This window comes from Sorangiineae bacterium MSr11954 (genome assembly GCA_037157815.1).
In the GTDB taxonomy this organism is placed as follows: domain Bacteria; phylum Myxococcota_A; class Polyangia; order Polyangiales; family Polyangiaceae; genus Pendulispora; species Pendulispora albinea.
Window position 1 is genome coordinate 10,766,682 of sequence record CP089984.1, and the last position, 13,076, is coordinate 10,779,757.

At 66.5% G+C, this 13,076-nt stretch carries 13 protein-coding genes; 5 read left to right on the forward strand and 8 right to left on the reverse strand.

The window, feature by feature from the left end; all coding sequences use genetic code 11:
• Positions 1–40: 40 nt before the first annotated feature.
• The 4 genes from LZC94_42190 (at position 41) to pyrE (ending at position 2,137) form a co-directional block, all read left to right on the forward strand.
• Positions 41–475, forward strand: coding sequence for a polymer-forming cytoskeletal protein (locus LZC94_42190; protein WXB14423.1), 435 nt, complete (start codon positions 41–43; stop codon positions 473–475).
• A gap of 108 nt (positions 476–583) precedes the next feature.
• Positions 584–898 carry a polymer-forming cytoskeletal protein gene (locus tag LZC94_42195; protein WXB14424.1) on the forward strand — a complete coding sequence of 105 codons (315 nt, stop codon included), beginning with the start codon at positions 584–586 and terminating at the stop codon, positions 896–898.
• Positions 899–905: 7 nt separating this feature from the next.
• Complete coding sequence (locus LZC94_42200) at positions 906–1,580, forward strand: polymer-forming cytoskeletal protein (GenBank protein WXB14425.1); 675 nt, start codon at positions 906–908, stop codon at positions 1,578–1,580.
• A 2-nt stretch (positions 1,581–1,582) separates the two neighbouring features.
• Entirely contained in the window at positions 1,583–2,137 is a 555-nt protein-coding gene (gene pyrE / locus LZC94_42205; GenBank protein WXB14426.1) for an orotate phosphoribosyltransferase, read from the forward strand.
• A 182-nt stretch (positions 2,138–2,319) separates the two neighbouring features.
• On the opposite strand, the gene LZC94_42210 is transcribed toward pyrE, so the two are convergent.
• From LZC94_42210 to LZC94_42245, 8 genes are all read right to left on the reverse strand, one after another.
• Positions 2,320–3,261 (reverse strand): hypothetical protein, encoded by a 942-nt coding sequence (locus LZC94_42210; protein WXB14427.1) that lies wholly within the window; start codon positions 3,259–3,261, stop codon positions 2,320–2,322.
• Positions 3,262–3,323: 62 nt separating this feature from the next.
• Positions 3,324–4,832, reverse strand: coding sequence for an ATP-binding protein (locus LZC94_42215; GenBank protein WXB14428.1), 1,509 nt, complete (start codon positions 4,830–4,832; stop codon positions 3,324–3,326).
• 122 nt (positions 4,833–4,954) lie between these two features.
• Positions 4,955–5,866, reverse strand: coding sequence for an ornithine carbamoyltransferase (gene argF / locus LZC94_42220; GenBank protein WXB14429.1), 912 nt, complete (start codon positions 5,864–5,866; stop codon positions 4,955–4,957).
• The gene (argH, locus tag LZC94_42225) at positions 5,863–7,305 is read right to left on the reverse strand and encodes an argininosuccinate lyase (GenBank protein ID WXB14430.1); all 1,443 of its coding nucleotides are present in this window, start codon (positions 7,303–7,305) and stop codon (positions 5,863–5,865) included. Before argH ends, argF begins: the two co-directional genes overlap by 4 nt.
• Before the next feature lie 31 nt (positions 7,306–7,336).
• Positions 7,337–7,819 carry an arginine repressor gene (locus tag LZC94_42230; GenBank protein ID WXB14431.1) on the reverse strand — a complete coding sequence of 161 codons (483 nt, stop codon included), beginning with the start codon at positions 7,817–7,819 and terminating at the stop codon, positions 7,337–7,339.
• Positions 7,797–9,935: a bifunctional glutamate N-acetyltransferase/amino-acid acetyltransferase ArgJ gene (gene argJ, locus LZC94_42235; protein WXB14432.1), complete on the reverse strand. Its 2,139-nt coding sequence runs from the start codon at positions 9,933–9,935 to the stop codon at positions 7,797–7,799. The genes LZC94_42230 and argJ overlap by 23 nt, the downstream gene beginning before the upstream one ends.
• The gene (argC, locus tag LZC94_42240) at positions 9,932–10,984 is read right to left on the reverse strand and encodes an N-acetyl-gamma-glutamyl-phosphate reductase (GenBank protein WXB14433.1); all 1,053 of its coding nucleotides are present in this window, start codon (positions 10,982–10,984) and stop codon (positions 9,932–9,934) included. The genes argJ and argC overlap by 4 nt, the downstream gene beginning before the upstream one ends.
• A gap of 114 nt (positions 10,985–11,098) precedes the next feature.
• Complete coding sequence (locus tag LZC94_42245; GenBank protein WXB14434.1) at positions 11,099–11,584, reverse strand: hypothetical protein; 486 nt, start codon at positions 11,582–11,584, stop codon at positions 11,099–11,101.
• A 642-nt stretch (positions 11,585–12,226) separates the two neighbouring features.
• Between LZC94_42245 and LZC94_42250 the strand changes: the two genes are divergently transcribed.
• Positions 12,227–13,072: a kinase/pyrophosphorylase gene (locus LZC94_42250; protein ID WXB14435.1), complete on the forward strand. Its 846-nt coding sequence runs from the start codon at positions 12,227–12,229 to the stop codon at positions 13,070–13,072.
• The last annotated feature ends 4 nt before the right edge of the window (positions 13,073–13,076 follow it).

Consider the following 13,076-nt stretch of genomic DNA (forward strand, 5'->3'; position numbering starts at 1 on the left):
ATGACAAGAGGGACAAGCTGTACTAGGAAGCGTCCCTCGTATGGCGCGATCCACGACACGAAACACCTCGGACGAGAGTGAGGCACGCATCGGCAGCGGCGCTCAGGTGCGCGGGCGCATCGCGGGCGACGGGGATCTCACCGTCGAAGGGCGCGTCGAAGGCGACATCGTCCTGCGCGGGCTCCTGACCATCGCCGAAGGAGGCACCGTCGCCGCCGATACGGTGGAGGCGGAAGAGATCACGGTGGCAGGCACCCTCGAAGGCGAGCTGCGGGTCAAAGGCCCCGTGCGGGCCCTTGCAGGCGCGCGCGTCCGCGGCAACATTCGTGGTGGCAACCTGGCGTTGGAGGAGGGGGCAGAATTTTCGGGGCGGGTCGACTTCGATTTCGAGCTTCCCGCTGAACTCGAGTCGGGGGCGCCGGCAGCAGCCAACGGAGGAGGCGCTCGCCTGCCGGCAGCGTCCGGCCGTCGCTAGGCGGCCGTTCCAAAGAGTCAGCAGCGTCGCGAAGAGCGCGAGAGCAGCAGAAGTAGCGTAGAAGAAGAAGCAGCAGAAGAAGAAGGCAGAGGGACAAGGAGTCCGGGCATGGCGAGCACGATCATCGGCGCAGGGATCACGATCGAAGGGGAGATCACCACGGACGACGACGTCGTCGTGCAAGGGACCGTTCGCGGCAAGCTCACGGCCAAGGACTCCGTGACCGTCGAATCGGGCGCGGTGGTCGAAGCGGACATCGTGGGCGGCCCGCTCGCGGTGTCGGGCTCCATCACGGGCAACATTCAATCGAGCGATCGCGTCGATCTTCAACCCGGTGCCCGCGTCGTTGGCAACGTGAAGGCCACCCGCATCACCATCGCCGACGGCGCCCAGTTCAAGGGCAACGTCGACATGGACGTGTGAGGAAAGAATGGCAGAGACCACTGTAATCGGCCGAAGCTCGCACATCCGAGGGCGCATCACCGGCTCCGCGGATCTCGAGATCGCGGGCCACGTGGAGGGCACGGTGGAGATCGCGGGCGAGCTGGTCGTGACCGCCGAAGGCCGCGTCGCCGCCACCCTGTCCGCCGAGCGGGTCATCATCCGCGGCGCCGTCAAAGGCGATGTCACCGCCACCGAAGCGATCCACCTCGAAGACGGCGCCCGCGTCGTCGGCGACGTGCGCGCCCCCCGCATCGCCATCGCCCCGGGAGCCCTCTTCCGCGGCTACGTGCAAACCGCCGGCGATCAAGCCTCACCGAACGCGCGCACGCGCGTGCAGCCCGCCGCCGTGAGCACCCCCAGCGCTTCGCGCGCCACCAACAACGGGCGCCCAGCCATCACGCCGGCGGCGCTCACGCGCGCCTCCACGGCCCCCACCGCCCAAGTCGTGGCCGCGAGGGTCGAGGTTCGGAGCCCGGCGCAGCAAGCCGCCGCGCGGCCCTCGGCGCCGCCTGCGCGAACGGTGCCCGCGTCGAATCACAATCCCTCGTCGCCCCCTGGTCGCGCGACCGCGCCGGCGGGGGCCAAGCCGGGTCCGCCGGCCCCCACGGTCCCCGTTCTCAAGAAGGGCGCCCGAGGGACCCTGCAGAAGAAGCGCGCGTAGTCATGTCTCCGTGGCAGCGCCTCCTCGAACTGCTCAAGGTGCACTCGTACCGGAAGCAGCGCGTGACCCTGGCTTCGGGCAAAGAGAGCGACTTCTTCATCGACTGCAAGCAGACGATCCTAGGCGCTGAGGGGCACGCGCTCACCGGCGAGATCCTGTACGAGGCGGTGCAGCAGCTGCGGCCGTGTCATGCGGTGGCGGGGGTGGAGCTCGGGGGCTGTCCGCTGGCCAGCGCCGTTTCGCTCACGAGCTTCTTGCGCGACGAGCCGCTCGACGCCATCTACGTCCGCAAAGAGGTAAAGGATCACGGCAGTCGCCGAACGCTCGAGGGCGACGTTCGCCTCCCGGCGGGGGCACGCGTCGTGCTGCTCGAAGACGTGATCACGACGGGTGGTTCCACGTTGAAGGCGGTCGCCAAGCTGACGGATGCCGGTCACACCGTGGCGGGCGTGGTGGTGCTGGTGGATCGGCTCGAGGGCGGGCGTGAGGCCATCGAGGCGGCGGGGCTCACGGTGCGTGCAATTTACACGCGAACGGATTTCGATCCGTCGGTGTGACGGGCGCCGTCGGTGTGACGGCTGACGGGCGCCGTCGGTGTGACCAGCGCCGTCGAGGTGAAGCTCTCGCGCATCAAGCTCACGCTGACAGGTGCCGTCGGTGTGACACAGCTACCCGCCCCGTGCTCCTCCGGATGATCCGAAGGGTGTGCCCCTCCGAATCATCCGCAAACCGTCCCCCCTCATGTCAACACGCCCTTGTAAGGCGCAGCAGCCGGCGGCAGCTCTTCGCGGAGGCGGGCGCGCAGATTGCGCTCGATGGTGGTCGAGATGCCGCCGAGGGGCAGATCGTTGATGTCGGTGCCGAAGGGTTGCTCGATTTCGGCGCCGATGGCGTCGAGGCCGAAGAAGGCATACGAAATGGCGAGGACGACCAAAGGTGTGGCGTCGCCCGCGGTTTCGTCGAGGCCGAAGGGGAGCAAGGTGCAGTAGCCCGCGACGATGCGGTGCATGAGCACCGTGTACGAGTACGGGATCGGCGTCGACTTGATGCGCTCGCACGCGCCCTGAATGTCGGTGAGCGAGACCAGCGACTGCTCGAAAATGGCCACGTGGTACGGATTCACCCAATGGCGCTGGCGCGCCTCGGACATCAGCTCGCCCATCCGCTGTAGAAGTGCGAGCGGCACATTGTCATCGCCCCGCACCCGATCGAGCTCGCCGGGCGGCAGAATGCGCTCCAACGTCGATGTCGAGTCCGTGTCCCGCAGATGATGCCGGAGCGCGTGCACATAGCCGATGATCATGTGCACGAAGTGGCGCTCGAACGCGATCAGCGCGTCGGGCTTTGGCGCACCTGGCCCCTCCTCCGGCTCCAGCAATGTCAGCACCTGGCGGGTGAGGCTGCGCGAGGTGTTCACCAACGAGCCCCACAGCTTGCGCCCCTCCCAGAAGCGCTCGTACGCCGCGTTGTTGCGGAAGCCGAGGAAGATACCGAGCGGCAGCCCGATGAGCGCAAACGGCTTATCGCCGATGGAATGATGGAACACGGGGACCGCGTGGTAGAGCACCGTCACGATCACGCTCACCGCGGTCACCATCAAGGTCCGCTTCCAGATGCGCGGGAGAACGTACCCGCCGAGAGCCACCGTTGCGAACCACGACCGATTTCGTTCGACCCACATCGCGCGCATACCCTAGCAGGATGCGCCGCATCCTCGAGCCGCATCCACGCGCAGAAGGGTGACTAACCCCGCGGCAGCAGCACCGTAAAGGTCGTGCCCGAATCGCTGTCGCTGGTGGCCTCGATGGAGCCACCGTGCGCGAGCACGATTTCCTGCGCGATGTAGAGCCCGAGCCCCAGGCCCCGCGGCAAGCGCTCGGCGGAGCGCGCGCGGCCGCCTCGGCGGTAGGGGCTGAATAGCTGACCGAGCTCGCTCTTGGGGATGGGCGGACCGTAGTTGGTGATCGTGGTCTCCAAGAACCGACCTTCCTCCACCATGACCACATAGATGGGTGTGTCCGCCGCGCCGTAGGTCACCGCGTTGCACAGCAAGTTCTGAAAGACCTGCGCCATGCGATCCGGATCCCAGTGCCCGCTTCCATCGCCATCGACCGCGAGCTCGATGGTGCGCGCCGGGTTGACGGTCGCAATCTCGTCCACCAAATGGCGCATCAACTCGTGCAGATCGAGCGACTTGCGCGCCACGGGAATACCGCCGCCTTGGCGGCCGCGCGCGAAGTCGAGCAGATCGCGGATCATGCGGTTCATGCGATCGCCCGAGCGGACCACGCGGCGCACCAGCTCGAGCGAATCGTTCGGGAGCCCTTGCTTCAAGAGCGTCTCCGACGCGTAGTTCACCACCGACAGCGGCTGGCGCAGATCGTGGCCCAACATGCCCACGAAGCGCTCGCGGAACTCGACCTCGCGGCGACGCTCGGTGATGTCGAGCACCGTGCCGATGAAGCGCGTGGGCCGCCCCGCGTCATCGAAAAAGCATTTGCCTTCGCAGCTGACCCACCGCTCGGGCCCGTGGCTCAGACCGACCGCGCGGTATTCAATCTTGTAGGTGCCGCCGCTGCGCGGCTCCAAGGTCTGCTCCACGATCGCTTCGACCCGCGGGCGATCTTCGGGGTGAATTCCTCGAAGGAAAGCGTCGTACGAGGGCTCGTGCCCGTCGGGCAAACCCCATATTTGTTTGCAGCGATCGTCCCAGGTGAGCTCGCCGGTTATCGGCCGGAATTCCCATGTGCCGACTTCGGCGGCAACGAGCGCGAGTCGCATGCGATCCTCGTTTTCGCGAAGCGCGTGCTCCACGCGATGGCTCGCGGCGAGCCGGGCGCAGGCAACGCGATGAATGTCCGATACGATTTCGGCCATGGCATGATCGATCTCGTGATGCACGTATTCGATCGCCGTCGTCGATAAACGCACGCCCCCGCGCGAAAACGCGCGAAGAATGGCGCTTCGAAGCAGCGAGAGCTCGCGAATGGCCTCGGCGACCGTACAGTTTTCGGAGTGGCGGGCGCTCGCGACGAGGATGGCCCCCGATTGCCTCTCCTCGTCGTCCACACTAAAAAGCCGCTCGACCAGTTCCGGAACGAAGCGAGAGAGCGCGGGCTCGGTGCGAATGACCCCGCGCTCGTTGCTCTCGGAGCGAACGCGTCGCCTCCACTCCTCGAGAATTTCACGCTTAACGTGCGGAACCGGCACGAGCGGCATGTCGCCGTAGAGCCCGATCCCCGAAGTCGTCATCCCCTCAAACTTGATCCGGATGAACCGCAACCGGTAGGGGAAAAAACATACGCACCGGCCATTTTTATGGCAAGGGCGGCTATACGCCAAATACCTTACATGCGAATTGCTCGATAGAAAAATTATGTAAGCAGCAACTCGAGTAACGCTTTTTGCGCATGAAGGCGATTTTCCGCTTCATCGAAGATCGCCGATTGGGGTCCTTCCACCACGTCGTGCGTGATCTCTTCACCCCGATGCGCCGGCAAACAATGCAATACGATCGCAGACGGGTGCGCCGCCGCCAAAAGCGACGAATTGACGCTGTACCCGCCGAGCACGCGCCGGCGCTCCGCCGATTCCGCTTCTTGCCCCATGCTCGTCCAGACGTCCGTGGTGACGACATCGGCGTTGCGCACGGCCTCGCGCGCGTCGGTCGTGACGTGCACGCGCGCCCCTTTGCCGACCGTCTCGAGGAACGCGTTCGAGGGCGCATATTCCTTCGGCGCCCCGATGCGCAGCTCGAAGCCGAAAATGCGCGCCGCCTCGATCCACGAGCGCGCCATGTTGGAGGCCGCGTCGCCGACCCACGCCACCACGCGCCCTTCGAGCGATCCATGGCGCTCGATCACGGTGAACAGATCGGCCAGCAGCTGCACGGGGTGGCCGCCCTCGGAGAGGCCATTGATGACGGGCACGCGCGCATACCGTGCCATGGCCTCCAGCCGTGAGTCCCCGAAGGTGCGGAACACGATGCCGTCGGCGTAGCTCGCGGTCACCCGCGCCGTGTCTTCGATGGGCTCACCGCGCGCAATTTGGCTCTCGCCGGCCATCAACGTAATGGCATGTCCGCCGAGCTGATAGGCGGCCGCCTCGAACGAGAGGCGCGTGCGGGTCGAGCTCTTTTCGAAGATGACCACCAGCGTCTTGCCCGCGAGCGTCTGGTGCGTCTTGCCCTCGCGGCGCTCGCGCTTGAGGACCGCGGCGCGCTCGAAGAGCCGCTCGTGCTCGTCCCGGGTCAGATCGCTCAGCTGAAGGAAATCGCGCTTTTTCATAGGGGAGCCTCTCGCAATTGGGCAAACAGCGTCGAAAGCCGCGGGATCGATTCGGCGCGCTCCTTGGCGCGCGTGACGCTCTCGCGCAGCGCTTCGAGTTGCTCGCGCACCGAGTCGGGGCCCGTCCCGCCCGGGCTGGTCTTGCGCGCCACCGCGCCACGGACGCGCGCCGCTTGGAGCACCTCGTCGTTGAGGCGCGGGTCGATGGCCTGCGCCATCTCGGTGGTCACGTGCGCCAGCGGCACACGCGCGTCCTGGCACGCGCGGACCAAGGTGCCCGCGAGCTGGTAGGCCGTGCGGAACGGGAGACCCTGCTGCACCAGCGCCTCGGCCACGTCCGTCGCCTGGGTGGCGTCTTGTTCCACCGCGGCGAGGCAGCGCATCTTGTCGAAGGTGACGCGCGAGAGGCCGAGCTGCAGAATGTCCAGCACCCCGCGCACCAGCGGGCCGGTGGCCAGGATGGGCGCGCGATCCTCCTGCTGATCGCGGTTGTAGCCGCCGGGCAGCCCCTTCATATCGACGAGCAAGGTCACCAAGTTGCCGATGCCCGCGCCGGCCTTGCCGCGCACCAGCTCGAAGAGATCCGGGTTGCGCTTCTGCGGCATCATGCTCGATCCGCAGGCGATGGCGCCGTCGAGGCGCACGAAGCCGAACTCCGAGGTCGAAAAATCGACGAAGTCGGTGGCCACGCGGCTGGTGTGCACCAGCAAGCGCGAGGCGGCGTACGCGTAGTCGAGCGCAAAATCGCGATCGCCCACCGTGTCGAGGCCATTGGCGGTGAGCCGGCCGAAGGCGAGCAGCTCGCGCACCAGCTGTCGATCGATGGGCAGCGAGGTGCCCGCGATGGCGCCCACGCCCAGCGGCGAGGCGTCCGTCTGCGAGAGCACGAAGCCGAACGAGTCGACGTCGCGCGTGAACATCGCGCCGTAGGCCGCGAGCAAATACGACAAGGAGATGGGTTGCGCGCGCTGCCGATGCGTGTACGACGGCAGGATCGTGCCCGACTCCACCTCGGCGCGCTCCACCAGCGCGCCGATGAGACGCGAGAGCGCCGAGAAGATCTCCGCGCACTGCTCGCGCACGTAGAGCCTCAAGTCGAGGGCGACTTGGTCGTTGCGCGAGCGCGCGGCGTGGAGGGCGCCGGCGGCCGGGCCGAGCTTGGCGGTGAGCAGCGACTCGACGGCCATGTGCACGTCTTCTTCGTCGGGGAGCTGCAGATCGCCGGACTGGGCCGCGTCCCAAATGCTCACCAGGCCGTCACGGATGGCGCGCGCCTGCTCCTGCGGCACGATCCCGCGGCGCGAGAGCATGGTGAGGTGGGCGAGGCTCCCCACGAGATCCTCGCGGATGAGCGCGCGATCGAGCGCGAGCGAGCTCGTGAAGGCGAGGACTTCGGGGAGCAAAGTGGGGCCCCCAGCGGCGGCCGTTTTGGCGATCACGAGATGCCTCCTTGAATACGTTGGCTCATGGTTACTGCATCCCTTTCTTCCAGACCGAAATCAATCGTTTGACCAAGTTCGCCGGCGGAATCCGCGGCGCGGGCGCGAGAAAAATCGTGTCGTCGCCAGCGATGGTGCCGAGCAGCTCGGGGAGCTTGGCCCCGTCGAGCGCGCGCGCCACCGCCGAAGCAGCCCCCGGGAGCGTGTGCACCACCACGAGCGTGTCGCCCGCGAGCACGCTGGTGACCATATCGCGCACCCGCTCGAGATCGCCATCGCCCGCGGTGGTGGCAGGGAAGCCCTCGATCTCGTAGACCATCCCGCCGCCCGCCAGGGTGACCCTGCGCGCCCGCAGCCGCGCCAGATCGCGCGAGAGGGTGGCCTGGGTCACGTCGAAGCCGAGCTCCGCGATCCGTTCACGGAGCTCCTCTTGAGTGCCGATCTGCTCGGTGCGGATCAAATTGCGAATCGCTTCGCGCCGGGAGAGCGACTCATTTGGTCGCACGGGCCCCATGCTCTCCTGCCTGGCCCGCGGCCCACGCGCCGTGCAGAATGGTCCCCACGCCCTTGTCGGTGAAGAGCTCCGCGATGATCGAGTGCGGCGTGCGCCCATCGAGCACGTGCACCGCTTTGATGCCGCCGTTGAGCGCGCGCACGATGGAGTCCGACTTCACGGCCATCCCGCCTTGGACGGTGCCGCTTCGAATCTTCTCTTGAAGATCCAGCACGGTGAGCTCGCTCAAGAGCTCCCCATTCTCGAGGATGCCCGGCACGTCCGAAAGATAAATGAGCTTCTCCGCGCCCACGGCCACCGCCACACCTGCCGCCACCGTATCGGCGTTCAAGTTGTAGCTCTGTCCATCCTGGCCGAGGCCCACCGGCGAGATGACCGGCAGATAGCCTTGGTCGAGCAGCAGGTTGAGGAGCCCGTGGTTTACCTCCACCAGCTCGCCCACGTGGCCGAGATCCTGCCCATTTTCCTTGATGAGCTTTCGCGCCTTGAGCAGCGCCGCATCTTTGCCCGACAGGCCGATGGCCAGCGCGCCGTTGCGATTGAGCAAGGTCACCAGCTCGGTGTTGATCGACCCGGTGAGCACCATCTCCACGACCTTGAGGTCGGCCGCGGGGGTGACGCGAACGCCGTCGATGAACTCGGGCGCCCCTCCCCCGAGCCGCTCCAGCGCGCGCGTGATGTCCGGCCCGCCGCCATGCACCACGATGGGGCGCAGGCCGACGGCGCGCAAAAGGAGCACGTCTTGGCAGAACGAGTGCTTCAAGGACTCCTTGGTCATGGCCGCGCCGCCGTACTTGATGACGCAGCGCTGCCCTCGAAACTTTTCGATGTATCCGAGCGCCTCGACCAGCAGCGAGACCTTGAAGGCGGGGCTGTAGTTCGAGAGCCGATCGTCCTTCGCCACCCCGCCCGACGGGGTCTCGATGATCAACGACGTGTAGTCTGCATTGATCTTGACGTAGTCGTACGTGAGATCGCAGCCCCACGCGATGCCGCTCTCGGTGCCCGCGTCCAGATCCACCTCGATGAGGATCTCCGGCTCGCGCATCTTCGCCTTGAGCAGCTCGCGGTGCTCGAAGATGTCGCCCGCGCGGTACACGGTGACCCCTTGGATGCGCACGGTGGCGCGGTCGGGACGGACATCGGTGAGGCCGAGCGTGCCCGTGTGCGCGCCCACCGTGGCCAGCACGCGGCCCCAGTTGGGATCGGCGCCGAAGATGGCCGACTTGACCAAGGACGAGCCGGCGATTTTCTTGGCGATGTCGCGCGCGAGCTCCACGCTCGGCGACTGCTGGATGCGGACCTCGATGCGCTTGGTCGCGCCCTCGCCGTCGGCGGCGATTTCGCGCGCGAGCTCCTGGCAGAGGCTCTCCAGGTTGGAGGCGAACTGCTCGAAGGCGGGGCCGGTCTCCTCGATGGGGAGGTTCTTCGCGGCGCCGTTGGCCAGGGCGAAGACGATGTCGTTGGTGCTCATGTCGTCGTCGACCGTGAGCTGGTTGAACGAGGTGGTCGCGGCGCGGCGCAGGGCGGTGTGCAGGAGCTTCGCTTGAATGGCGCAGTCGGTGGTGACCACCACGATCATGGTCGCCAGCGCCGGCGCGATCATGCCGGAGCCCTTGCCGATGGCCGATAAGGTGACGGGGGTGCCCTCCACGTCGAAGGTGCGGCTCGCCATCTTCACCCGCGTATCGGTGGTGAGAATGGCCTCGGCGGCCGCGTCGGGCTCGCCGCTCAACCCTTCCACCAGGCGCGGGGTGGCCGCCACGATCTTGTCGACCGGGAGCCGGACGCCGATCACACCGGTGGAGGCCGAGAGCACGGACGATTCGGAGATGCCGAGGGCCGAGGCCACGGTGGCGTGAACCTGGTGCACGGCCTGGAGGCCCAGCGGGCCGGTGAGCGCGTTGGCGTTGCCGCTGTTCACCACCACGGCCTGAATGCCCGACGCGGGGAGGCGCGACTCCGCGTCCACCACGGGCGCAGCCTTGGCCGCGTTTTGCGTGAGCACCGCGGCCGCTTGGGCGGGCAGCTCGCTGAACACGAGCGCGAGGTCTTTTTTCTTCGGCTTGATGCCGGATGCGAGGCCCGAATACTTGAAGCCAATCGGCGTCTTCACGTGTGGAATCTCCGAAGCTGGGTGAGGCCCGCGACCTCGTCGCAGCCCAAAATGAGGTTCAAGTTCTGCACGGCTTGCCCCGCCGCGCCCTTGAGCAAATTGTCGATGGCCGAGACCACGACCACGCGCCCCGAGGCATCGCTCGCGGCGCCGATGACGCATCGATTCGTTCCGACCACTTGCTTGAGCGACACGTCGTTGGGCGAGCGCACCACGCTGACGAACGGCTCCTCGGCGTACGCATTGGCCAGCGCCGTGGTGAGATCCGCCGATGAAGCTTTGACGGAGAGCCGCCCATACGCCGTGGACAAAATGCCGCGGGCGATGGGCACCAGGTGCGGCGTGAACGTGAGCTGCACCTCGGCGCCCGCCCGCCGCGAGAGCACTTGCGCGATCTCGGGGGTGTGCTGATGCGCGAGGACGCGGTAGGCGCGCACGTCCTGGTCGACGGCCACGAACCCATACGCCTCGGTGCTCTTTCGCCCCGCGCCCGTCACGCCGGAGACGGCGTTGACGATGACGTCCGTGCGATCGATGAGCCCCGCCTCGAGCAGCGGCGCCAGCGCCAAGGTGGCGGCGGTGGGGTAGCAGCCGGGGTTGGCGATCAACTTGGCGTCGACCACTTCATCGCGAAAAAACTCGGGCAAGCCATAGGTGCCCACGCGCACGTCGCCCTTGGCGCCCACGACCTCCTTGCCGTAGTACGCGAGCGCCGAAGAATCGTCGGTGAGCCGAAAGGCGCCCGAGAGGTCGATGACCTTGCAGCCCGCGGCCAAGAGCTTCGGCGCGACCTGGGCGGAGACCTCGTTGGGGGTCGCCAAAAGCGCGACGGCGCAGCTCTTCGCGCGCTCGGCGGCTTCTTCGAAGGAGGCGTAGACCAGCTCCCCGGGCTTTCCTTCGATGCCCAGGTGCGTGGCGAGCGAGTCGCCGACCCAGCGATCGCTCGAGATGACCTCGATGCGCGCGCGCGGGTGATGCGCCAAAAGGTAGGTCAGCTCGATGCCGGCGTAGCCCGAGCCCCCAAGAATCGCGACGGGTGACGTATGCATACGGTGCGCATGTTTATGCGTTCGTTATGCATCGCTGTCAAGCAACGACTCGGAGACGACTGGGGCGCCGCTCCGTGTCAGGCTCGGATGTTCAAAGCGCTACGGCGCGCGCGCTCACTTGTCGTCGAAGACTTTGCCGAGGCCGCCGCCCTGCATACCTTGGAGCAGCTGCTCGATGGTCGGCCCCAGCTGGCTCGACTCGTCGATGGGCGAGGGTCCCGCGGGTGCACCTTTGCGGTCGTCGTCGCCCTCGCCTTTTTTCTTGGCCTTGGCGTGCTTCGCGCTCGCGGCGGGCGCGTTCTCGGCCTTCGGGAGGCGCTCCGCGTCGATCACGGGAATGCGCGGGGGCTCGGCGGATCCGGCGCCGGACGGGGGCGGCGGACTGGGCGGCAAGATGGTCGATAGGATGGCCGCCGGCGCCGACATGCCGGTGGTATCGGGCATGGCCTTTTGCACCAAGTTGGCGGCGCTCGACGATACATCCCGCTCGGTCACGAGCACGACGGTGGAGGCACCGATGATGATGCCCAGCGCGAGAAAGCGTAAGCGCTCGGCCCAGGATGATGAGGATGCAACTTTGGGCTCTCGCGATTCCGACATGCCGTGGGCACTCCGACCCGAGCTAAGGGCGACCTGCAGAGCAAGCTCGCTTCGCTCGGTCCGCCGAACGGATGGTACGGTCGCATCGGCCGGCGATGCAAGGTAGCTGGGCACGCCAGCACCGGAGGTCATTTGGCGGCGAAGAGAGGGGTCGGTTTTGGAATCTCTGGACACGTGACCCATTTCAAACTGACTCATGAGCTGAACCTTGCCAAGACGTCCCAAGCGTGGCGCTTGCGACTCAAGCATGGGCAAGGCACGAAGTATACCCATGTGCGATAGCCGTCAGGCTCGCTTCACAGTCCATCGATTGCGCGCATTTATCGGGCGCGTTTCGTACGTGAGTCAACGCTGCACCAGGACGTAACCGAGAAGATTGGATATCGATTGTCCACCGGGCGCTCCCCTCCCGTTTGCCTCCCGGGCTGGTGAAGAAGGGGTGCATGGGCACGACCCCTGCCCGTTTCTTCACGTTTCACTTTGAAGTTAGCGGAATGCCTTGGAGGTTGATAAACGTACTTTGCGTACCGTGGGAGCAGCAAAAGCATCCTCACCCGCGCGAACGCGAGGTCCCCTGCAGATAGCCGGGCCCGCGCTTCGCCTTCGAGCTCGTAGGGACCCTGGCAACTTTGGAGGCTCGTTTTGAGCGAGATCCGCACCATCGACGTACTCAGTGATTCCACCGGCGAAACGGCTGAAAAGGTCGTGCGCGCCGCGCTTTTGCAGTTCCCTCACTCCGGCGTGCAGATCCGTCTGCACACCCGTGTGCGAACGAGGGACGCCGCCCGCCCCGTCCTCGAACGCGCGGCGCGCGAAGGAGCGCTGGTCGTGTTCACCGTGGTGAGCCCGGAGCTGCGCGAGTACATCCACGCATCGAGCTACGAGCTTCGGGTGGAGGCGCTCGATCTGATTGGTTCGCTCATCGGAAAGCTCGGCACCTACCTCGATCGGCAGCCGATCAACACGCCGAGCGCCATGCTTCCACTCTCGGACGAATATTTCCGGCGGATCGAAGCGGTGGAGTTCACCGTCAAGAGCGACGACGGCAAGGAGCCGCGCAACTTCAAGAAGGCGGACATCGTGCTCGTGGGCGTGAGCCGTACGTCGAAGACGCCGCTGTCCACGCTCCTGGCCCAGCGAGGCCTTCGGGTCGCCAACCTCCCCATCGTGCTCAACTTCGAGGTGCCGCCCGAGCTGGAGGAAGCGCCGCAAGATCGCGTGGTCGGGCTCACCATCGGGCTCGATCAGCTCGTGGAGATCCGCAAGGCGCGCCTGAAGCAGCTGGGCATGCCGGTCGACGCCAGCTACGGGCTGCGCGATCAGGTGCGCGAGGAGCTCGAATACGCGGCCAAGATCTTCCGCGCACACCCGCAGTGGCCCGTCATCGACGTGACCGGCCGCGCCATCGAGGAGACCGCCGTGATCATCCTCGAGTCGCTGAAAGAACGCGACGAGCAAACGAAGAACGCGCGCGCCGCGCTCGTTTAGTCGC